15 protein-coding genes are annotated in these 22,342 nt (G+C 50.0%); 6 read left to right on the plus strand and 9 right to left on the minus strand.

The features are described 5' to 3' along the window. Positions 1-7 precede the first annotated feature (7 nt). From ABJU74_RS15750 to ABJU74_RS15760, 3 genes are all read right to left on the minus strand, one after another. On the minus strand, positions 8-1,123 hold the full coding sequence (locus ABJU74_RS15750) for an ATP phosphoribosyltransferase regulatory subunit (protein WP_348385216.1): 1,116 nt from the start codon (positions 1,121-1,123) through the stop codon (positions 8-10). A gap of 59 nt (positions 1,124-1,182) precedes the next feature. Next, positions 1,183-2,766 carry a phosphoglycerate dehydrogenase gene (gene serA / locus ABJU74_RS15755; RefSeq protein ID WP_348385215.1) on the minus strand — a complete coding sequence of 528 codons (1,584 nt, stop codon included), beginning with the start codon at positions 2,764-2,766 and terminating at the stop codon, positions 1,183-1,185. 103 nt (positions 2,767-2,869) lie between these two features. After that, positions 2,870-4,039, minus strand: a complete 1,170-nt coding sequence (locus ABJU74_RS15760; protein WP_348385214.1) for a phosphoserine transaminase — start codon at positions 4,037-4,039, stop codon at positions 2,870-2,872. A 250-nt stretch (positions 4,040-4,289) separates the two neighbouring features. Here ABJU74_RS15760 and ABJU74_RS15765 point away from each other — a divergent pair, with 250 nt between their 5' ends. Together ABJU74_RS15765 and ABJU74_RS15770 are read left to right on the plus strand one after the other, a co-directional pair. After that, positions 4,290-4,955 carry an extensin family protein gene (locus tag ABJU74_RS15765; RefSeq protein ID WP_348385213.1) on the plus strand — a complete coding sequence of 222 codons (666 nt, stop codon included), beginning with the start codon at positions 4,290-4,292 and terminating at the stop codon, positions 4,953-4,955. 66 nt (positions 4,956-5,021) lie between these two features. Then, on the plus strand, positions 5,022-5,891 hold the full coding sequence (locus ABJU74_RS15770; RefSeq protein WP_348385212.1) for a TIGR00730 family Rossman fold protein: 870 nt from the start codon (positions 5,022-5,024) through the stop codon (positions 5,889-5,891). Between the two features lie 11 nt (positions 5,892-5,902). On the opposite strand, the gene ABJU74_RS15775 is transcribed toward ABJU74_RS15770, so the two are convergent. Then, a complete protein-coding gene (locus tag ABJU74_RS15775; protein ID WP_348385211.1) occupies positions 5,903-6,547 on the minus strand; it encodes a cytochrome c family protein in 645 nt (214 codons plus the stop codon). A gap of 231 nt (positions 6,548-6,778) precedes the next feature. Between ABJU74_RS15775 and ABJU74_RS15780 the strand changes: the two genes are divergently transcribed. The 3 genes from ABJU74_RS15780 (at position 6,779) to ABJU74_RS15790 (ending at position 10,556) form a co-directional block, all read left to right on the plus strand. Next, on the plus strand, positions 6,779-7,684 hold the full coding sequence (locus ABJU74_RS15780; protein WP_348385210.1) for a prephenate dehydratase: 906 nt from the start codon (positions 6,779-6,781) through the stop codon (positions 7,682-7,684). Between the two features lie 187 nt (positions 7,685-7,871). Next, positions 7,872-8,495, plus strand: coding sequence for a PilZ domain-containing protein (locus ABJU74_RS15785; protein ID WP_348385209.1), 624 nt, complete (start codon positions 7,872-7,874; stop codon positions 8,493-8,495). Positions 8,496-8,678: 183 nt separating this feature from the next. Continuing rightward, positions 8,679-10,556 (plus strand): EAL domain-containing protein, encoded by a 1,878-nt coding sequence (locus tag ABJU74_RS15790; protein WP_348385208.1) that lies wholly within the window; start codon positions 8,679-8,681, stop codon positions 10,554-10,556. 32 nt (positions 10,557-10,588) lie between these two features. Here the strand turns inward: ABJU74_RS15790 and ABJU74_RS15795 are convergent, their stop codons facing one another. Further along, positions 10,589-12,913 (minus strand): EAL domain-containing protein, encoded by a 2,325-nt coding sequence (locus ABJU74_RS15795; protein WP_348385207.1) that lies wholly within the window; start codon positions 12,911-12,913, stop codon positions 10,589-10,591. 78 nt (positions 12,914-12,991) lie between these two features. Next, on the minus strand, positions 12,992-14,665 hold the full coding sequence (locus tag ABJU74_RS15800; protein ID WP_348385206.1) for a FecR domain-containing protein: 1,674 nt from the start codon (positions 14,663-14,665) through the stop codon (positions 12,992-12,994). Between the two features lie 165 nt (positions 14,666-14,830). On the opposite strand from ABJU74_RS15800, the gene ABJU74_RS15805 reads away from it, so the two are divergent. Continuing rightward, positions 14,831-16,519 (plus strand): ShlB/FhaC/HecB family hemolysin secretion/activation protein, encoded by a 1,689-nt coding sequence (locus tag ABJU74_RS15805; protein ID WP_348385205.1) that lies wholly within the window; start codon positions 14,831-14,833, stop codon positions 16,517-16,519. Positions 16,520-16,541: 22 nt separating this feature from the next. Here ABJU74_RS15805 and ABJU74_RS15810 read toward each other — a convergent pair whose 3' ends face one another. The 3 genes from ABJU74_RS15810 to ABJU74_RS15820 all read right to left on the minus strand — a co-directional run bounded on the left by ABJU74_RS15810 (position 16,542) and on the right by ABJU74_RS15820 (position 22,133). Further along, complete coding sequence (locus ABJU74_RS15810; RefSeq protein WP_348385204.1) at positions 16,542-17,666, minus strand: hypothetical protein; 1,125 nt, start codon at positions 17,664-17,666, stop codon at positions 16,542-16,544. A gap of 116 nt (positions 17,667-17,782) precedes the next feature. Further along, complete coding sequence (locus ABJU74_RS15815) at positions 17,783-18,931, minus strand: hypothetical protein (protein WP_348385203.1); 1,149 nt, start codon at positions 18,929-18,931, stop codon at positions 17,783-17,785. A gap of 322 nt (positions 18,932-19,253) precedes the next feature. After that, positions 19,254-22,133, minus strand: a complete 2,880-nt coding sequence (locus tag ABJU74_RS15820) for a TonB-dependent receptor (protein ID WP_348385202.1) — start codon at positions 22,131-22,133, stop codon at positions 19,254-19,256. Positions 22,134-22,342: the final 209 nt, after the last annotated feature.

The raw sequence follows: 22,342 nt of genomic DNA on the forward strand, positions 1-22,342 counted from the left end.
CTTCCTGTTAAATTGCTACCGGCTGTTTACCGTTGAGATAGTGAGTACACCCCAAAGTTGCGGCATCATCGCTGTCGGATAATGCTGCAACGGTGCGCCATCCTTGTCCCCGCAAGGCTTGCGCCACGCTCACATCATGTCCGATCGGCAAGAACAGACTGTCTTTGGTCTTAGCGCTAAACCCGGCATCGACCAAAGGGCTAGGATAAAGGGAAAAACCTACAGCATTTTCAACCGCGCCGTCTGCGGTTGCAATTTCATAACTACCGCCACGCCCCATGGCGCCAACAAAGCCTTCTGCGAACAACGTAAAGCCAAACCAGTTTTGATATTCGAACCCATGGCGTTCTGTCGGGTCGAGAGTCAGCATCGCCTGGTCTTTGATATTATCAGCAATGGCCGCAATGCCATCGAGGCGCGATGTTAAAAGATCGTCACATTCAAAGGCGCGCATTTTCTCCATGGCGGTATCAAATGGTCCGGTGGCCTCGATTAACGGCAAATATCCGTTAGCACCCAATTCAGAAAGGCCGCCAGCATCTTTCATATCCAGCTCGCTGCGGACTTCATTGGCTTGCGCAGGGCTGAGCGGCAAAGGACCGGCGGACAGCACGTCGACCAGATCCGGCATCGTGAAATCAACCGTAATGCCAGTCAAACCGGCCCGCCCCAAAGCCTCAATGGCCACGGCGACAATCTCGCTTGCCGCAGCCACGCTATCGGTCCCGATCAGCTCTGCACCAATTTGCAGGCGGCTGCGCTCCGGACGCAATTGGCCTGAGCGCAGCTTAAGAACCTGCCCGGAATAGCTCAATCGCAAAGGCCGCGCCGCCTCGGACAAGCTGGTGGCAGCAATCCGGCCAATTTGCATGGTTACGTCCGGGCGGAGCGCCAATGTGCGCTGCGAAATAGGGTCTACAAAACGCATCAAATCACGCTTGGACGACCCGGTCATCCGTCCCGAGAGGACATCTTCATATTCAACCAATGGCGGCGATACGCGTGCATAGCCGTGGCTAGCCAAAGTATCGAGAACATCGCGTTCGAGTCGAGAACCGGCCTCAGCATGAGGAGGCAAGGAATCGTGAAAGCCTTCGGGCAGCAAGTTAGACAGCTTTTGCATAGACTTTCGCCTCCATAGCCTAAGCGCGCGCTGAGGCCAGCGGTTTTTTGCCCTCCCGCTTAGAAGCGCAGGGCTTTGACCGTTTTCACCCCTTCCAATTTACACACAGCCCACAAGACAGGCTCCTCAACCGGCGAATCGATCGACAATAATAATACCGCTTCCCCGCCCGGAGCGTCCGACCGGCGCCCCAGATGGAATGTGCCAATATTCACGCCAGCTTCGCCTAAGGTCGAACCGACGCGGCCAATAAAGCCGGGTTGATCTTGGTTCACTACATATAGCATGTCGCCTTCCAGATCGGCCTCCACTTTAATTCCGAACATTTCGACCAATCGTGGCCCGGATGAACCGAACAACGTCCCGGCAACCGATTTTTCCCCTTCGTTGGTCGCCACGGAAACACGAACCAAAGTGTGATAATCGCCTTCTCGTTCATGGCGAACTTCACGAACATCGAGGCCGCGTTCTTTTGCCAAATAAGGTGCATTCACCATATTCACCGTATCGCTATACGCGCGCATCAAGCCAGCAAGGACCGCTGCTGTAATCGGCTTGGGATCCAAATCTGCTGCGGCGCCTTCCACTTCCACTGACACGCCTTTGACTTCATCGCCTGCCAATTGCCCAACCAGCGACCCCAATTGGGTCGCCAAGGCCATATAAGGCTTGAGTTTCGGCGCTTGCTCAGCCGATAGGCTAGGCATGTTGAGCGCGTTTGTGACACCGCCATTGACCAGATAGTCGGCCATTTGCTCTGCCACCTGAATGGCAACATTAACCTGTGCTTCGCTGGTTGAGGCGCCCAAATGCGGGGTACAAATTAAGTTGGGCGTGCCAAAAAGTTCATTCTCCTTAGCAGGTTCCTGGGCATAAACATCCAACGCTGCGCCAGCGACATGGCCAGATTCCAGAGCCATTTTCAAGGCCGCTTCATCAATCAGCCCGCCGCGCGCACAGTTGATAATCCTGACACCCGGTTTTGTTTTGGCAATGGCTTCAGCAGAAAGAATATTGCGCGTCTGATCCGTTAAAGGCGTGTGCATGGTGATAAAATCAGCGCGCTCCAGCAGCTCATCCAATGTCACTTTTTCAATGCCAATTTCCACAGCACGCTCGGCGGTTAAAAAGGGGTCATAGGCGACTACCTTCATCCGCAGACCAATGGCCCGTTCGGCGACAATCGAACCGATATTGCCCGCTCCGATCAATCCCAGCGTTTTACTGGTCAGCTCGACGCCCATAAATTTGGACTTTTCCCATTTGCCTGCTTGGGTCGACGCGTCAGCCGATGGCAGTTGGCGGGCCAGCGCAAACATCATCGCGATCGCATGTTCCGCAGTAGTGATACTGTTGCCAAAGGGCGTGTTCATGACCACCACGCCTTTGGCAGATGCAGCAGGGATATCCACATTATCAACGCCAATTCCAGCGCGGCCCACCACTTTCAAGTTGGTTGCTGCGGCCAAAATTTCGGGCGTGACCTTAGTCGACGACCGGATTGCAAGACCATCATAATCACCAATTATTTTGAGCAACTCTTCCGGTGTCTGTCCGGTAATCTCGTCCACCTCTACTCCGCGCTCCCGGAATAATTCAGCAGCTTTAGGGTCCATTTTGTCAGAAATCAGTACTTTTGGCATAAGAAAAACTTTCTATAACTCGACGTCCAAGAAATATCTCGGGACAAGCGGCTTCAGCAATTTTGCGCGCAAATATCCCGGTGATCATCCAGCGGACGGATAATTAAATCTCGGCTTTCACCTGTGCAAAGGCCCATTCAATCCATGGCAACAGGCGACGCAGGTCTTCTTCTTCAACTGTCGAACCGCACCAAATGCGCAGCGAAGGCGGCGCGTCGCGATAGCCATTAAAATCATAGGCAATGTCCATTTTGTCGAGCAAAGCCGCGACCTTTTTAGGCACCGAAGCTTTGTCTTCGTCAGACAGACCTTCATACCAATCGCCCTGAAACATCATGCAGATGCCCGTATTGGTCCATTTGGCCGGATCGCTTACCATATTGCGAAGCCAAGGCGTTGCTTCAATCCAATCATGAACAATCTTCGCATTGCGGTCTGCCCGCGCATGCAATTCAGACAAACCGCCAATTGATTTAGCCCATTCCAGCGACGCGATATAATCTTCCGTCGCCAGCAATGAAGGTGTGTTGATCGTAGCCCCGTCAAAAATAGCGCGGTTAAGCTTATCGCCTTTTTTTACGCGGAAAATCTTTGGCAATGGCCAGTTTGGATTATAGCTCTCAATGCGTTCTACGGCCCGTGGGCTGAGGATCAACATGCCATGCCCAGCTTCTGACCCCATGACTTTTTGCCAACTATAGGTGGTTGCATCGAGCTTTGCCCAATCCATTGGCTGGGCGAATACAGCGCTGGTGGCATCGTTGATCGTCACGCCATCCCGGTCGTCGGCAATCCAGTCGGTATTGGGAATTTTTGCGCCGGATGTTGTGCCATTCCAAGTAAAGACAATATCATCCCCCTTGTCGATCTGCGTAAGATCTGGAATTTCGCCATAATCAGCCTCGAGAACGGAGAGATTTGCTGGCTTTAGCTGCTTTACGGCATCCTGAATCCAGACATTGCCGAAGCTTTCCCAAGCCGCGACCGTGACCGGGCGGGCGCCCAGCATGTTCCACATTGCCAGTTCAACTGCACCCGTATCAGATGCAGGAACAATGCCGATAAGATAATCGTCAGGAATACCAAGCAGCTCGCGGCTAAGATCAATGGCATATTTCAGCCGTCCCTTGCCAGTTGCAGAGCGGTGAGAGCGGCCCATGGCCACAATATTAATTTTATCGAGAGACCAGCCAGGAAATTTGGCGGTTGGGCCCGAAGAAAAATTCGGGCAATTTGGACGCAACTCGGGTTGCGGTAACATCGTATCAGTCATGTATGCTTCTCCTTACAGAGAGCTCGCGCGGCGTTGGGACCGCGTGGCCCGTCGCCGCAATGGTTGTTGCAGCGCAGCAAGTCAAGACGCAAAATTGCAACCGGCGAACAAATTCTTGCGATTGGTGGCTCAGAAAATTTCCGCCGGATACTGACTCAGTTAGTCGCAAAAAATTGTCTCTTCGGTACAAAACCGGTTATATGTCATAAGCTTCATCGAAGATTCAGGACGATATAGTCAAACGAATATTATGAAAAAATCTGCCCAGTCCATCGTTCCGATGCGCAATATCCTCGGTTTGGCGCTATTATCTTTTGCAGTCACGGCTTGCGGTATTCCAGACAGCAAACGACCAGATAGTGGAAGGATTGATATCGATCCCAGCCCTTCGGCCAAACAATGCTATGGGGAACTGCGCAAAGCCGGTGTTCGCTTTTCCCCCCTGCCCAATAAAAATTTTGCCGGAGGTTGCAGCCAGATTGACGCCATCACTATGATCGATGTCGGTCGCTATACCGATATCTCAAATCTGGGTCCCATTCGCTGTCAGCTTGCCAATAAATTTGCCGCTTGGACAGAATTTGCAGTGCGCCGTGCTGCCCGGCAATATTTAGGGAGCGAATTGGTCAGAATCGAAACCATGGGAAGCTATAGCTGCCGGCGCGTGGCGGGATCAAACCGCCTCTCGGAACATGGCCGAGCCAATGCTATCGACATTTCCGGATTCGTCCTTGCAGATGGCCGGCGCATTACATTGACCAAAGACTGGAACGGGAATCGCCGGGAGCGGCAATTTCTGAGGGCAATCCACAAAAGCGCCTGTCGCCGTTTCGGAACCGTGCTCAGCCCGGACTTTAACGCCGCGCACCGGGACCATTTTCATTTTGATATGGGCGGAAATGGATATTGCCGTTGAGCGATTATTGCCCAACAACCATTAAGTTCATTGGCAAGACGCTTAGCTATGCTCTAGAGGGTGGCTATGACCAATAAAGATTTACATGATCGCCGCTTCTATCGTGCCAAACAAGAAGTAGATTTCACCAAAAAACAAGCGCTGAGCACACCGCAAACAGAAGATCCGGCCTATACATTGGCTTTTCAGGACAATGACTTTCTGTTGCGCGAAGAATTGCGGCCTGTCCGCTTTCAGCTAGAGCTGTTAAAACCGGAAATGCTGCTTGATGAGGCGCAAATTGGTTCAACATTGGTCATGTATGGGTCCGCGCGGATACCCGAACCAAGCAAAGCCGATGCATTAATCGAAGCGGCGACCGATGAAGCATCGCTCAAAACTGCGAACCGATTGAAAGAAAAAGCCAAATATTACGAGGAGGCTCGCAAACTCGCCCAAGTTGCCAGCAATTGCGGAATCGAAGAAAATGGCAAGCGTGATTTTGTCGTGTGCTCTGGTGGTGGTCCATCGATCATGGAAGCAGCCAATCGGGGCGCGCAAGATGTTGGGAAAGAATCGATCGGCCTCAACATTGTGCTGCCTCATGAACAGGCTCCCAATGAATATGTGACGCCGTCATTAAGCTTTCAATTTCATTATTTTGCGCTGCGCAAGATGCACTTTCTCCTGCGCGCGCGGGCGGTTGCCGTCTTCCCCGGCGGCTTTGGGACATTTGACGAATTTTTTGAGCTGCTCACCCTCATTCAAACCGGCAAGATGGAGCCTTTACCGATCATCTTGTTCGGCAAAGATTTCTGGAATCGGGTGATTAACTTCGAAGCCTTGGCCGAAGAAGGAACGATCAGCGCCAAAGATCTCGATCTGTTCCAATTTGTCGAAACAGCCGATGAAGCCTGGACAATTATTCAGGACTTTTACGATCTCGATTGTGGCTAAAGACTAAATTCTTATTCTTCTGCGGCGGCTTCATCAGCAGCAGCGGTTTCTTCTGCTACGGCGTCTGCAGCGGCATCTTCAGCTGCTTCTTCCACCGCCTCTTCTCCCTCTGGCGCTTCAGCTTCCGGAGCCGGAGCTTCAGGATATGGCAAATTGGAACCTTGCGCGTTCATATAGGCGATAACATTTGCGCGATCTTCAGGTTTGCCCAAGCCAGCAAAAGTCATTTTTGTGCCCGGTGCATATTTGCGCGGAGAAATGAGCCACGCGTTCATATTGTCGAAATTCCAATTGCCTTGGATCGACGACAACCCATCGCTATAAGCAAAGCCCGCGACATGGCCGTGCGGCTTGTCTAGTGTATCGTATAGATTCGGGCCGATCCCATTGGCGCCGCCTTGATTAATCGTATGACAAGCAACACATTTTTTGAAAACAGCCTCACCCTTAGCGATATCCGCTTTGGCCAACATCATGCTCATCGGGACTTCTTCTTTAGCGCCGGCTTCCGCTTCAACGCCTTCGATAACGAAACCGAGGGTTTCTGGTCGTTCGTTTTTATCAGCGTGGAAATATTTTCCGCTGAGGATTGAAAAGCCGAGCGCGGCGATTCCGCCGGCCAGTACCCAACCAGCAATGGTGTTGTTATTATCCATCTCGTCTCAAATCCCTGCATTGCGGACAGGCTTGGCCTGTCGAAACTTTGGGCTTTCTCTAATAACAGCGCCGATTCAAAGCAAGACCTCAATTGCATCTCATGCAGCTAATTTTGTTACGTAAGAAGGATGATTTGCGATCAGGTCTTGCGCGGTGGCCTTTTGTCCGGCAATCGCTAGCCGTACAAACCGGGCGCAAGATCGACAGACAGAATAGGGATAGGTAATATCATGAATAGCTTCCCCCAAAATGCTTTGGGTTTGGTTGAGAAAATGGCAGAAACCGCCGCTGAGTCTCCTGATCAAACCATCGCCTTTCAAGGCGCTCCGGGGGCAAATTCCCATCTCGCGGCATTGGAATATGCGCCCGATTGCTTAGCGTTACCTTGCTTTTCCTTTGAAGATGCTCTCGATGCGGTCAAGCAAGGCACCGCGGGCAGCGCCATTATTCCCATCGAGAATAGTCTGCACGGCCGGGTTGCCGATATTCATTTTTTGTTACCCGAATCGGGGCTCTATATTGTCGCTGAGCATTTCATGCCGATACGCCATTGCCTGATGGCCCAATCGGCCGATGCGAAGATCAAAACCGCCATGAGTCATCCCCAAGCGCTTGGCCAATGCCGGCATTATTTGCGCAATCATGACATTATTCCCGTCGCTTATGCGGACACTGCTGCGGCAGCCGCTTATGTGGCGCAGGATAATGACCCCAATGCCGCTGCCATTGCGCCGCCTCTGGCCGCAGAAATTTATGGCCTTGAGCCAATTGCCAATGCGATTGAAGACGAGGCGCATAACATGACCCGGTTTGTTTTGCTGGCATCCGAAGCCAATATTCCCGAACCAAAAGCGGGCGAAGATAGCCGCCTCATGACGACTTTCATCTTTGAGGTGAAAAATATTCCAGCAGCTCTTTACAAAGCCATGGGCGGATTTGCGACCAATGGTGTAAATATGACCAAGCTGGAAAGCTATCAGGAAGGCAGCAGTTTTTCCGCATCAAAATTCTATGCGGATATTGAAGGGATTCCCGGCGATGCTGCCGTCGATCGAGCGCTTGAGGAGCTCGAATTTCACTGCAATTCAGTCCGCCTATTGGGCACCTATCGGCAGGCGCGAAAGCGGGCTGTATAATCACGCTGCTATTTGATTATATGTTTATTTAACAGTGACTTAGTGGATTTACTTTCCTCTCGAGCTTCGCCCTAGTGAGATCGCGAATATCGGCGCATCAGCCGGCACAGGACAACCTTCTTTGCGCCATCCAAAAAAAACCATGAATCCAGCTTAATTATATCTTGGACTAACCGTTACCTAGTTCATGCTGGTAACATCTGAACATAAGAGTGAAAATTTTACTCGGGATCGGCGCAAGAGCGATAGGCAAATATCGATCTTCCGCCTCGCTAAAATTCAATCCGGTAGCGCCGAAGGTTGGGGATTTATAAAAAATATTTCCAACAGCGGAGTCATGGTTGAAATCAGCCCCCAGTTTCAATTGGACGGAACGGCAAAAGTCGCCCTTACCGAAGATGTTGAGCTCGCGAGCCATATTCGCTGGCGCAAAGGATCGTTGGTCGGGATGCAATTTCTCCATGACATCAACGTTGCTGAATTGCTCGCCAATTTGACGGTTCACAATAAAATGCGCCCCTCACGATTGCCACGCGTGCAATTATCGCAATCAATATTGATACGGATCGGATCAACATTGTTGCGGGCTGAAATACGCGATATTTCGCCAGGCGGCATGTGCGTCCACGCCGGTTATTCCTGTGAAATAGGGAATAACTTGACTCTATCGGTTCCAGAATTGGGGGAATTGGATGGCACGGTGCGATGGCAAAAAGGCCCCGAAATTGGCATTAAGTTTCATCAACGCGTCCCGGTTCCGCAAATAACCGGTTGGCTGGCTAATCACTACGCCCAAGCGAATGACGATTAAGAAAGCCATCTATATCCCAAACAACACCCGCAGCAATATCCCTGAATTTTGTGGAACAATCATGGCCGCCAAGTCGGTGACAAGGCCGTGTTTCAACTTGTTCGCCGAGACCAAGAGCCGAACCATGTTTACAGCCGGAAACTCAACATTTATTAATGCTCTTGGGTTAGTATCTCTTCTCAAATGAGCCGTTCATTCATCTCGATTGCGCGCAATGCGATGCAAGCCTTTATCGGTCGAAACGACCGCAATAAAACGCCCATCATTCCGCAAAAATTTCTGGCGTCCGCTTGCAAAGCTAAGCCCTATCGGACCAGCCAAGATTTGACGATTGAAGAATTGCGCCTCTTGGGTGTCGCGCTGGATCTCGCGGAATCTCCCGTCACCTTATATGGCGAGAATAAAATTCCCATTTACGCCAATGCGGCCGCTCGATCCTATTGGCCAGTCACATTTGAGGCGGTCGATCAAGGCATGCCGATGAAAGAAGCGACGGCTAAGCAGATCAAAGCGTTGGCGCCAGGCATATCCGATGCTGATTTGGCCAGTAACTTGAACGAAGTTTTTGCCGGTTTTGAGCAAAAAGAGCCCACGCTCATCCACGCGAGCAACAATAGACTATGCCGGACAACCCATCACCCCATCGGTGATATAGCGATTGCCGGCATGGGCATAGATATTACGGAATTGCGGAAAAAAAGGAAGGAACTCAGCGCGGCGCGCGTTGCCGCAGAGTTCAGGGCCGTCCATGATTCCTTGACGTCCCTGCCCAATCGCGATCGGTTTCGGAAAACCGTTGAGCAAAAAATGCAAAACAAGGATGTTCGCCCATTTTGGTTGCTCATGTGTGATATCGACAAGTTTAAGTTGGTAAATGACATATATGGCCATGATGTTGGCGATGCGGTGTTAATCGCCTTTGCTGGTTTTATGAAAACCCTGCTCGGTGAAGATATTGTCGTCTCGCGCCTAGGCGGAGACGAATTTGCCATCATGATCAACCATCCGATGGATCAAAAGCTAACCAACCCGATACTCCGGCGTTTGATCAACGATAAATTGTTCGAGATTCAAGTGGGCAACCAAGATTTGGAAATTGGTTTCAGCGTTGGCGCTGCCCAATATCCATCGGATGCCGATTCCTACAAGGATTTACTGAAATGTGCCGACCTGGCCTTGCTGCGTTCAAAGTCCGACAATGCTGGCCGCATTGATTTCTACGATCGCCAATTGGGAATCGAATATCAAAGCGGGTTGAGCCTGTTCAAAGATATTCAAACCGCCATTTCAGAAAGCCAAATCAAACCCTATTTTCAACCGATAATCGACATTAAAACACAAGAAATCCACAGCTTGGAAGCGCTTGCGCGATGGGAACATCCTGAACGCGGGCTGCTCATGCCCAATGACTTCCAAAAAGTTTTTGGGGATAAGGATGTCAGTCTGGCTTTGAGCAGATATATGCTCAAAACAGTGACCGAACATATGGTCGAATGGCACGAAAAAGGAATTTCCATTTGCCCGGTGAACATTAATGTTGAAGCCAGCGATTTGCTAAATCAGTCTTTTCTTGCTGATCTTCTGGCCCGCTCCACCACAGAAATAGTGCAACCCAAACATCTCTGTTTGGAAATTACAGAAAATTCCATTCTCAATGTCGATAATCAGGCCCTGCTCGAGAGCTTGCGTGCCATAAGAAGTTTGGGGATTGAAATCCTGTTAGACGATTTTGGTACCGGGTTTTCTTCCATCACCCATCTCGATCATTTGCCAATAACCGGCCTCAAATTGGACAAATCCTATGTCCAAAAAATTTGTGGCAATGACCGCAGCAAAAAAATTGTCGAAGCCATTGTCGGGCTAGCGAAAAATTTGGAACTGAGCACCGTCGCTGAAGGTATTGAAGACGAATTGGCCTTGCAGGCGATGAACCAAATTGGATGCAGCGCTTATCAAGGCTATCTCTTCTCCCATCCACTTTCCGCCCCGGATATTGAGCTATTCCTCAATTCCAGCTTCGATTATCGCGATCATTTTCGTTCCCATCGCAAACATGGATAGATTAGGATAGCGCTGAACCGGTCTGATAACGGTCAGCTGCTAGCGGTCTTATCGGTGGCTTCTGATGGAAACCAAGCGGCCTGAAAAGCCTCAGAAGAAACCGGTTTTGAAATATGCCATCCCTGACCAATATCGCATCCAAACTGGCGCAACATATCCATGCAGGATTGATCCTCAATACCTTCTGCAACCACTTTCAACTTCAAGGCTTTGGCTAACTCAATCGTGGATTTCACCATCACTTTATTGACGTCATCGCCAATCATGGTTTTGACAAAGCTTTGATCAATTTTAATTTCATCTATAGGCAATCTTTGCAAATAGCTCATGGTCGATTGCCCGGTGCCGTAATCATCAATCGAAATACTAATGCCCGCGGCGCGAATTCTCTTCAGCGCCAAGATCGTTAATTCCAAATCCGCCAACGCAGCGGTTTCCGTCACTTCAAAAACTACTTGGTTTTTCGCCAGTTCAGCGCGGCGCACCATTGCTATTGCTTTGTCAATAAATTCGCTATCACCCAGCAACTGTGCTGAGATATTGACGGAGCAACTGAGCCCTGATTGCTGGCTCTCCCATCGCGCTAAATCCGCGAGCGCGCTTCGCAATACATGAAGAGTCAAGCGATCGATACGGCCAGCTTTCTCAAGCATGGGAATAAATATTTCCGGGCTGATCAAGCCCCGTTCAGGATGCTCCCACCGCACCAATGCTTCTGCGCCATCCAGACGATCTGCCCGTAAATTCCATTTCGGTTGATACACCGCCCAAATTTGGTTTTTCTCGATCGCTTGATCCAGTTCCACTAGCAAATTTTGCTTTTGCCCAATTGCATCAGCAATATCATTGTCGTGCAGCGCCCAGCGCTTATTGGAAAGCATCGCTTGCTCGGCAGCGACTTTGGCTTGGTCGATCGATTCTTCACTGACACCAAAAAAGGCATTAAGCTTAATTTTTGTTTCGCCAGCGAGTACCGGAGAATGGCAAAGAGCGACCGCAGTGTCGAAATGGGCCCCAATATCATGCGCATAATCCGTCTTGATAACCCACCCAACAAGATCCGTATCGAGATGAAAAATCCGTTCGTTTACCGCCAAATATTTCAACCGATCTGCGAGGTTCCTAAACAAATTGCCGCGCATTTCCTTGCTGGTGACGACCAACAATTCGCGAAAATCAGAGAGGCGAGCGACGACAATGGTGCCGCCACGGCGGCCCGTGAGAAATTGCAGCATGGCTTGCTCATTCGGCAAGCCGCTTTCAGAATTGGAAAATCGACTGCGGTTTAATGCAAAATTTGTTTTCAGGAATTTTTCCAAGATCAAGAAAACAGCTAGAAAGAACAATGCCGGCACATTTGTGAACGTCAGTTGGCCGGTATATTCCACCATCAGAATCGCTGCAAACAGGAAAAGACCTATTGCCACGGCAAAAGGCGCGGCTGGCTTTTCACCATCCCTGTTGCGCAAAAACCAAATGAGCAAGCCCATCGCAGCGAATATCAATGACGGCAGATAGCCCAAATTGGACATATTCGTGCCTTGCAGAAGCGTTTCCGCCGCCATTGCTTGAATAACCACGCCAGGCAACATCCCGTGGCGGCTAATAGGATAGCGATCTCCCAATTCAATCGCCGTCGCACCCACTAATATTTTTTTGCCCTTGATACCCGCAAGTGATTTGTCTGACTGCAATATATCTACAAAACTATGTCGTGGTATCGTTTGGGGATCGATTGATTGGTCAATGGGAAATTTCTGATCAATATGTCCGGCGGTTTCCGAAAGCATGCTGGCCAGAGACGGCCGCACGGTGCTTTCCGTCACCGTACCATAGCTATAATCATTGAGTTGACCGTTTTTGTCCGGGTGCACATTAACCGACGCTAGAAAAACATGGTCACGAAAAAGATCCAGCGGCAGACTTTCTACAAATTTGCCGTTGGCAGAAATGCCCTCTTGCTTGAATGTCGGCAAAATTATGGTAGCCGCAGACCGCTCCAACGCAGATGCAAAAAGATCATCCTGCTCAATGGTTGAATGCGAAGAAAAATCAATATCGAAAGCAATCACCGTCGCTTCATTTGCTGATAATTTGTCAATCAAATCAGCATAATAGTCGCGCGGCCATGGCCATCGATCGAGGGCCTGGATAGATTTTGCATCAATTTCGACAATGGCTATTTCACCCGTCGCGGGTTTTTCCAACAGATCGGCCCGAAAATTTTGAAATTGCCGTTCCACTTCTCCGCCAATACCGGCGAGCGGCAAGGATATCGCGCAGAACAATGCCGCCGTCCAAGCCAGCAAAAATCGCCGCGATGTTTTGGCACCAAAAGAAGCAAAGGCGTTGGTCAATTTATCTCCAAAACTTACCTGAGGAGATATTAGCGCAATGGCCTCTATTTTCAGTTAATTCGCGCAGAACAAATCTGTCTAGTCATCATGACCTTTTTCGTGGCCTTTTCCGCGGCCGGAAGAACTATTTCTGCCGCTACTGAACTCTTCATCGTCGTCCTCATCGGCATCATCGTCATTACCACGACCGTTGCCGAAACCCCTACCGGGATTATCGTCATCATCGCCATCCGCATCATTGCCATGACCATTGCCATTTCCGGGATTGCTATCATCTTCGCCATCAGCGTCGTTGCCATGGCCATTATTGCCATCGTCATCATCATCATCATCGTCGTCATTGCCACGACCATTGCCGTTTCCGGGATTGCTATCATCCTCGCCATCAGCGTCGTTGCCATGGCCATTATTGCCATCGTCAGACTCTTCTTGATCCGGATTGGAATCGGTTTGATCACCATCATCGGATTCGGCTTCATCTTGGTCTTCGTCGCTGGAATCGTCCTCCGCTTGATCTTCTGCATCCTGATCTTCTTCAACAGGATTGCCTGAAGTCCCGGTATCGGTGTCGTCAGACTCACCGCCGTCGACTTCGCCTTGGTCTTCGTCGCTGGATTCGTCCTCGACTTGATCTTCTTCTGCTTGACCATCTGCATCCTGATCTTCTTCGACAGGATCCTCTGAAGTTTCGGTATCAGTGTCATCCGGTTCACCACCGTCGACTTCGCCGTTTTCTACTTCGCCTTGGTCTTCATCGCCGGGGTCATCTGTGACCAGATTTTCACTGTCCTGGTCATCATCGCCCTCAGAAGCCGCGCTCTCAGTTTCATCTCCTTGTCCGTTATCGCCAGAATCTTCTTCACTGGCAGATCCCGTGCCAGCATTTACGTCAGATTCATCCTCTTCCATTCCTGCCTCATTGCCGATCGAAATGTCGACATCGCTGAATGTACCAACCGATTCTTCGGCGCTCTCAACAAGAATGAAGCGATCAGAACTCACACCACCACTAATCAACCCGTTGGTCAATTCTGCCAATTCAACACCCTCTTCGCCAACAGGAACAGATATCGTCCCGGACAAATCGGAGGATTGGACTGTTTGTGCTTGGGGCGCTGGGGATTTTTCACCCGCACGGCTAGCGCTCTTCTGGCCGAAGCCCGATGGCTTGTTGGGAGATTCAATAACGCGCTTTTCGCCATCCAAAATAACAAGGCTAAACGGATCGCTTGCATTAATCATTCCAATGACGCCCGGCGTGACCAATTCGGTGGCGCCGCCGTCCAAACTTGCCACTTCAACCGCGCCTTCGGTTACTTGAACGGCCGTCCCGTCGCCGCTCACCGAAACACTGAACGTGGTTCCCTTAACAACAGCCGCCATATAGGGTGTTTTGACACCAAAATGCGGCGTTTCTTTTTTGTCGATGCGGAACAAAACATTGCCGAGATACTCAATTATCTGGGTTATCTTGCCGGCTTTCTCCGGCTGTGCAATTTCAATATGACTGGATGGTGATACGACCAAATACTCTCCACCGCGCAACAATATGGCACGACCTTTGGGACCGGTTTTGATGACATCTCCGGGCAGCAATTTTCCCTGGCGCTGCGCAATCTTAATGATTCCATTGCGCGCAACGGTCACATTTCCGCGTATCTCAGAAACTTGCCAACCGGGCGCACCGGCATAAGCCGCACTGCTGGACAAAAGCGCGATTATGGCAACTGATTTAGTAATGGGCTGTACCATGAAATTACTTTCTACTCTTATTAGCATACTAGATTAACGGAACGGGGTTGAAGATATGAAGAAGAGAGCTGGTTAAAAGAATTTTAATTCACAGTGCTGATAACCAAGATTTAATATCAAGCCGCTAAGCCAAGGCCCCAGAATTTAATCCATTGGTGCTTTTTGTTGCGTAAATTATCAGCATTTCCTCCGGCGATATCGTTGCTTGTTCTCACAGCGCCGCAAGCGCTATGGGCGCAAGATCGGCGACTAACTGCGCTGGACGAAGAGGTTTGGACGATCGGTTTTCCAACCGATAATGCCGGTAATGCAGCAGCCGCGCAAATTACTCCGATTGAAATCATGGCAGTCGAAACCCCCGATCTTGTCACCAACAATAATCAGCCTTTGACCCCTGACGATTCCGATAATTTTCGTATTGGTGCGGTTGGCGTTGTTGGATCGGATGCACTGGAAGCAGACGTCTTTTCACCGGTGGTTGAAGCCTTTATTGGGCGTGAAGCGGACGAAGAGGAACTGGCTTCACTCACTCAGCAAATCGCTGATATTGCAAGAGAAAATGGTTTGATATTTGCATCAGCCTATATTCCCGAGCAAGCTGTGCAATTGGGTGTTTTGGAGATTAAACTAATCGAAGGTCATATTGACCAAGTGCGTATCATTGGCTCTGACAACGCATATCTCAAGGCTTCTCTCGCTTCTCTCGAAGGCAAGGTTGCCCGCAAATCAGAAATTGAGCGCAAAATATTGTTGGCAGGCGATATCCCCAATATCCGTGTGCGCTCCACAGAATTCCTGCAAGAAGGCGGGCAAAATATTCTGCAAGTTACAGTCCGTGAACGCGGTGATCGGCTGAGACTGCAAGCTGATAATTATGGCAGTGATAGTTTTGGCCCAGTAAGAGCCCGGATTTCTGGCGATCTGCGCGGCAAAATACATAGCGCTGATGCGCTTGGCCTAGCGGTGAGAACCAATCCGATAGAGCCTTCCGAACTGCTGTCCGTCAGCGGATATTACGAGACCGCCATTGGCAAAAATGGCCTGCGAGCGGGCCTTGCCGGATCGATTGGTGATACTTCTCCAAGCAGCAATATCGCCGGATCTGATTTATCCGGAACCAGCCGTTATCTGGCGCTGTTCGCAAGCTACCCCTTGGTCCGAGCGAGCTCCGGCAGCCTGTGGATCGAAACCGAAGCGGCTTATCTGTCGATTGATCGAGAAGATATGAATGCCCTTATCCGCGAAGATACAGAAGTCACCCTATCCTTTGGCGTCCGCGGCGAAATCCCATTTGCCGGCGGAAGATTTCGAGCCGGTGCGGCTATTGTTCAAGGTTTTGATATTTTTGATGCGACCCGCTTTGGCGATCCCTTTGCATCGCGCAGCGATGGTGATGGTATTTTCACTAAGGGAGAATATTGGGCAGATTTCCGGACCGGATTAACCAAAGACCTTAGCATCTATCTTGCGGCGCGCGGCCAAATTGCAAGCCGTCCTTTGCTCGCCGCGCAGGAACTTGGCATTGGCGGAGCCTATCGCGTTCGTGGTTTTGATTTTAGCGAGCTATCCGGCGATGACGGCTTTTATGGATTAGCAGAACTTCGCTATAAATTTCGCTCCAGGCCGTCTTGGCTGAGACGACTACAGATATATGGCTTTATCGATATGGGCTATGTCAACGACCTTGGGAGCAACTTTAGCGAAGGCACATTATTATCAGCAGGCCCAGGCTTGCGGGGTACTATTGGCCCCTTTGATTTTGAATTAGAAGCCGCACTGCCGATTAATCGTGATCGCGACAATAGTGAAAATAAGGACCCTCATCTCAACGTCCGGGTCGGCATGGGGTTTTAATATATCGTCGGAAACATGCTGTTTACTGTACTGTATTCTTGATATAATGGCCGCGAGATCCATCAACCGGCAAGAGCTTATTTCCCGATATTTTCAAGCGCAATTCTTCAAAAGGTGGCTCGATGAAAACCCGATTGTCAAGTTTCACTTCAAAGACTTTTGCTGTTTTCTGCGGGTCCATATCAAAGGTCGAGTGATATTTCGCACCATTGTGATGAAGCGTGAGACTGATATTTTGTAATTTGCTCTTTGAGCCACCAGACGCAAAAGCAAAACCCAGTTCATAACTATTCGCGCTCAGTTTACTGCCGTCTGCAAACGAAAAATCGGCATCAATATTCAACCGTGCATTTGGGCGATCACGGCGATTAATCCAGACGCCCACACCGTCTTGCCAATTGGCTTGCGGAGATTGTAAACCCGCGGAACCATTGGGGACATAGTCAGATAGAAACAGGCATTCCGCGGGTAAAGCGGGCGGTCTGTAGCGACCAATTAAATTCGCCGTTCGCCCGCTTTGCGCAAGAAAAGCCACCGCATCCTCCCATTTCTGTCTTGCGGTTCTAGCGGATATTTCCAACGTGTCTTTCTTGTCCGAAGGATCGCGATTCAAATATCGCGCAATGGCATTTTCATAAGCCAGCAAGCGCTCCGCCTCGATTTTTTTAGCCGCTTCAAACCGCTTTTGAGGCGGCAGTTTATGTGGAAAAGCATCATCATCTCGCGAGGAAAAATACGCACCTGATTCAAGAAAACCACATCGCCACTTGGCCCGATTTCTTTGCCGGATCTCTGTCATTCTATAAGCGGAATCGCGTTCATCAAAACCCCAATCATAAGCGGTTCCCAATTGGAAAACCGGCATGTCAGCACTAAACTCATGTGGTCCTAAACGGATTTCATCGCCAATCTGCGTCCATCGCCCTTCACTATAAAAATCGGCTGCGCCAACTATCAAATTCCATTTATAGCTCCCATCCACTTCAACAAGCAGTCGCGAAGCCGTTTCCATCGCACCAACCAAGCGATAGGAGCCGGCTAGCGCGGGACTGGGATCGGATTTTTCTTCTGCAATTTGAGCAAGGCCATCCGATAACGGTAGCGTTGCAAATATCAATGCGCCGGCGATCAATATCCACTTTCGCAATGCCGTTCTCCTGAACATATGTGAGACAATAGCCTTCGGTATAACTACCTCACCCCATTCTCAAAATGATTATTGGCCATCGGCCATGACGATCCGCTGATCCGCCAAGTCTGTGTTCATTCAATCGCCACTTGAAAAGTCAGGGCTATGGAACTGGTCGGCGCCAGCGAAGCGACAACCATCGTGATGGTTGATCCGCTTATAGAGGCGCCCCAAGGGTCATTTTCATCAGCGCCGCTATCATTATCATCCTCTGGAATAGACGCGGTTTCGCAATCCGGGCCGGATAACATAGTGCCCACCGCATAGGATATATCGACGGGCAAGGTATCCGTTGTGGTCACCATATCGGCGGTGGCGGAGCCAGTATTGGATATTAAAATACAATATTCCACAATCGCACCAGGGATGGCCTTGGGATTGCTTCCACCATTGACGGGGTCACTGACTATGGATGATAATTTCTGGACTGCGAGACTAGGCGACGCCGAACAATTGTCATTATCAGCCGGATCGAGATAATTGAATTGGCCAGCGGAAATTTTTTGGCGGAAAATAACATTCGCCGCGTTATTGGGTGCGCCCGGCGTATCAACACTGGCAGATACCCGGGAAAAATTGCTTTCGTCCTGCCAATTGCCGCAAGCGAAGACAAAGCTGGTTGCCGAACCACTGGATGATCCTATGCGAAACGATCCTGTTGGATAGGGTGTCGTTATATCACCATAGGTAAAGCCGTGAAACAGACTGCCATCTGCGGCCCGAGATTGCGCCACGTCCCCTGTATTGCGGAGCGCAAGCGGGGCATAGGAAGGGGTCGCTACAACGGTGCAGGATGAATATGCGGCACTGGCCGTCGAAGGCGGACCAGCACATGTTTTTATGCACGAACCGCGGGCCTGCAATATGTAAACGCCATCACCATTTGCATCATTTGCATCGTCGGCAGGCAAATTACTGTTGGGATCACTGTCATTATACACAACAATGATCGAACCGGGGGCAATTGCAGATAAACCCGCGCAATTGGCCAGGTCGCTGCTGGCGTCGAACCGCGCATAGCCGGGTGCAATACCAACACCGCTAGTGCTGCCTTCCCACTCACCATTATTATCGTCTAGAATCCATCCATCCAAATTGACAGAAGCCGTTGGGCTGGCAGCGTCTCCCACCACTATAAATTCGTAAAATTCTTTGGTACCTGAAGTCCCGTTGGAAGCTTCATTGACAATCAGTCCGGCTGCCCAAGCTTGCGCTGTTAGCACAACGCTCCCGAAAAACAGGAAAGAAGACGAAACCAGAATCGCCGCTATATTGCCCCAATATCCGGGATATGTTCGCTTAAATCCAAGCATCAATGAAATCACACATTGTTTTGCCTTCTGTTCGCCTAATTAACGGCAGAAACGAACGCTGCTTAAGCAAACAATTCGGAGCAAAAAATGGGACTGCTTTTCATTCCGGAAAATTTAGACCGAGACGATCGAGAAGCATTGGAATTCAATGAGGATGCTGGCCATCGCCTCCACAGAAAAAGGGGCCGCAATAGCCATTGCAGCCCCTTTATTCTCTAAAACCAATTATCGCTTAGAATTTTCCGCGAACACCAAAAGTATAGCGTGCTCCGGTACGCTCATAGTTGAGCAACCGGTTCGGGAAGCGAGAGAAATCACGTGTATCTTCTTCAAAGATATTAATCCCTTCGGCAAAGACCTGAAAATTGTCTGTCACATCAAAGCCCAATGAAAAGTCGACTTGGCTAAACGCTTCGCGTGTTTGTGGTTCGCTGAAAAAAGACTGACCCAGGAACAAAAATTCATCCCGATAATTATAGGATATACGCGCCTGAAATGGCCCTCTCTCATAAAAAGCGGTCACGTTTACAGTATGTGGGGTAAATCCATTAAAGCCCGGATCACCAGCCAATTGATCATCAATTTGGCTGTTCACATATGTATAATTGACCACACCACCAAGACCTTCAAACGTGCCGCCTGTGATTGTTTTCTGCAAAGCAATTTCAACACCGGTAATGCTGCCGCTTTGGCCGTTGCGATCACGGGTATCCTGGAAGGTCACATTGACAATCTCATCCGCCACGCGCCCGCCATTGCCTGCCGGGAAAAGAACCGGATTAACCACCGGCAACGTCGCTGTTTCGATGAAGTTTCCTAGATTTTTGTGGAAGCCCGCTATGCTGAAATAGCTCAGCTGGTCAAAATACCATTCAAAGGAAATGTCAAAATTATCTGCTTCAAACGCTTGCAAAAACGGGTTGCCGCCGCCGCTGGTAGGCGCGTTGGAGCGACCGCCAAAAGTGTTGGCCACGCCCAAAGCTGTCAATGTTGGCCGGGTAACCGTTTTCGCATAGCTCAACCGCAACACCGTATCCGCTGTCGGTTCTACCTTCACATTGACCGAAGGCAGGAAATTCACATAGTCATTCGGGACAGAAATGTCGGTTGCTGGGCCAAAAATGACTTCCAATTGGGTGTCACCCGGGGTTTCGCGGAATTGCAGAACCGGTTGATCAACTCCCCTGGAGACGACATCAGTAAACGCAATACGGAATCCGATATTGGCGCTCCACGGCAAATCGCCGCCAAAATCTCCGCCCCATTCGGTGTTAAAATATGCCGAATAGATTTTCTCATCGACGCTGAAACTCCCGCCGGGATTGAATGTCGGGGTGTAAATGCCCAATAACGGATCCGTATTTGGGTCTGCAAGAATTGCGAGCAACCCAGCAGTATTACCACCCGTCCGATTGGGATCATTGAGATTGGTTGGATTGTTCAACTCACGAAATGCATCCGCAAAACTCGCGTTGAGGATTGTCGGTGGAACCGAACCAGCGCCTGGAACGCCGGACAAAAAGCCATCAAACGAAAATGGGTTTAGAATGGTTTCATCAAACGGAACCGTATAGCCACAATAAGCGCAGAAAATCTGTGCGGCCGAAACACCGTTTCCGGGAGCGGCGAAATTGTCGAACAAATCCTGACTTTTGCTTCGATCCGTATGCAACGCTCCGAATGTTACGGTTTCTAGCGGACCTTTTTCAACCGCCCATTCCCCATCAAATCGATATTCCCAGATATCATCATCAACCCTTGTTCGGTTCACATTGACAAAGTGCAGACGTTGGATCGAGGTATCGGTCAATCCCACAAGATTGGTAATGGTTGGAATGCCATTATCATTGGGCAGCTCAATTAAGGGCGATTCCGGAGCAAGCGCACCCAAGACAACAAATGGGTTGGTCCCGTCTCTCGACGCGCTCGAACGGGAAATATCAAACACAAATTTCAGATTATCTGTCGCCTCAAACTCAACATTTCCGCCGAACACATAAGTTTCTGCTTCGCGGTTCCGGGACGTGATAACATTATCATTTTGTGACAATCCAACCGATCCCGCAATCAAGGGATTGCGATTAGCAAAATCCACGCTCGGCCGGCTGAACGATGTCACTGTGCCATTTGAATCGATGACCGGATTGATAAACGGCGGGCTGAAAAAGCCGGAAAATTGGGTGGCAAAAGACTGGACATCAAATTTCGAATAGAGACCATCCAAAGTCAGCGTCAGCCGATCAGAAGGCGCGAATTGCAATGCCCCATTGACGGTAATTCGCTCGCGGTCTTGGACATCGCGATCAAAAACCACTTGCTGCTGGACACGCGATGCCGGAATTGGCCCCAAAGCCGTGGCATCCAGTCCAACCGAATTTTCTGGAGCGTTGACCGCAATATCGCCGGCGTTAACAGTGCCGTCTCGCAGCGCAAAGCCGTTGGTAAAGGCTGTATCAATTTGTGTTTTCCGGTCGGAATATGATCCGCCCAACAAAATACCAAAACTGTCATTTGACCAGGAAACAACACCGGAAATCTCGGGACTAATTTCGTCTCGCAAATCTTCGTAAACACCAGCGACTGATGCTGTTGCGTTAAATCCAGGACGATCCAGAGGGCGAGCGGTGGAAACATTGACCACAGCGCCAATTCCGCCAGATTGCAAATTGGGCGCGGAAGATTTGAATACTTCGGCGCGCTGGATAATGTCTGAAGACAAAACGTCGAACGAAAATTCCCGTCCCGGATTATCGGTGGCAATCGTGCGGCCATTGAGCAAGACCGCATTAAATTCAGGACCCAAACCACGAACAGTAATAAACTGACCTTCACCGCCGCTGCGGTCAATCGCAACACCGGTAATGCGTTGCAAGGCCTCTGCTACGTTATTGTCGGGGAACTTTCCTACCTCTTCGGCCGAGACGGCATCAACGATCACCGATGCGTCGCGTTTAATATCTTGCGATGCTTTCAGTGAAGCCCGGATGCCAGTCACAACAATCACATCTTCATTTTCTTGAGCTGCTGCGTCCGAAGTTTGTGCTGTTGCACTAGAAATTGGCACCAAAGCGATGGCCGATGAACAGAGCAGTAATCCGCCGAGGGTTTTCATAATTCGTCTCCCATGTACAAATCGGTTTCCCCGATTTTCCTTTTCCGCGCCGATGATATTTCAAGCCATTAGACGCGTTTTCTCACCGACCAATCGAACGGTGAGCCCTCGTACTGTCATGGCGATCCGACAGAAATCCATGGGTAAAATGGCTTCTTTTGTGTTTTTTGGGATTTTGGGGACTATTTTTCGGAAGTGAAGTAGTTGGG

This window comes from Parasphingorhabdus sp., assembly GCF_039982415.1.
GTDB lineage: Bacteria > Pseudomonadota > Alphaproteobacteria > Sphingomonadales > Sphingomonadaceae > Parasphingorhabdus.

Excerpts from the sequence above, each read along its gene's own strand:
- ABJU74_RS15750 (WP_348385216.1), bottom strand. The coding sequence starts at position 1,123 with ATGCAAAAGCTGTCTAACTTGCTGCCCGAAGGCTTTCACGATTCCTTG.
- ABJU74_RS15820 (WP_348385202.1), bottom strand. The coding sequence starts at position 22,133 with ATGAAAACCCTCGGCGGATTACTGCTCTGTTCATCGGCCATCGCTTTG.
- serA (WP_348385215.1), bottom strand. The coding sequence starts at position 2,766 with ATGCCAAAAGTACTGATTTCTGACAAAATGGACCCTAAAGCTGCTGAA.
- ABJU74_RS15780 (WP_348385210.1), top strand. The coding sequence starts at position 6,779 with ATGAATAGCTTCCCCCAAAATGCTTTGGGTTTGGTTGAGAAAATGGCA.
- ABJU74_RS15785 (WP_348385209.1), top strand. The coding sequence starts at position 7,872 with ATGCTGGTAACATCTGAACATAAGAGTGAAAATTTTACTCGGGATCGG.
- ABJU74_RS15790 (WP_348385208.1), top strand. The coding sequence starts at position 8,679 with ATGAGCCGTTCATTCATCTCGATTGCGCGCAATGCGATGCAAGCCTTT.
- ABJU74_RS15770 (WP_348385212.1), top strand. The coding sequence starts at position 5,022 with ATGACCAATAAAGATTTACATGATCGCCGCTTCTATCGTGCCAAACAA.
- ABJU74_RS15800 (WP_348385206.1), bottom strand. The coding sequence starts at position 14,665 with ATGGTACAGCCCATTACTAAATCAGTTGCCATAATCGCGCTTTTGTCC.
- ABJU74_RS15760 (WP_348385214.1), bottom strand. The coding sequence starts at position 4,039 with ATGACTGATACGATGTTACCGCAACCCGAGTTGCGTCCAAATTGCCCG.
- ABJU74_RS15765 (WP_348385213.1), top strand. The coding sequence starts at position 4,290 with ATGAAAAAATCTGCCCAGTCCATCGTTCCGATGCGCAATATCCTCGGT.
- ABJU74_RS15775 (WP_348385211.1), bottom strand. The coding sequence starts at position 6,547 with ATGGATAATAACAACACCATTGCTGGTTGGGTACTGGCCGGCGGAATC.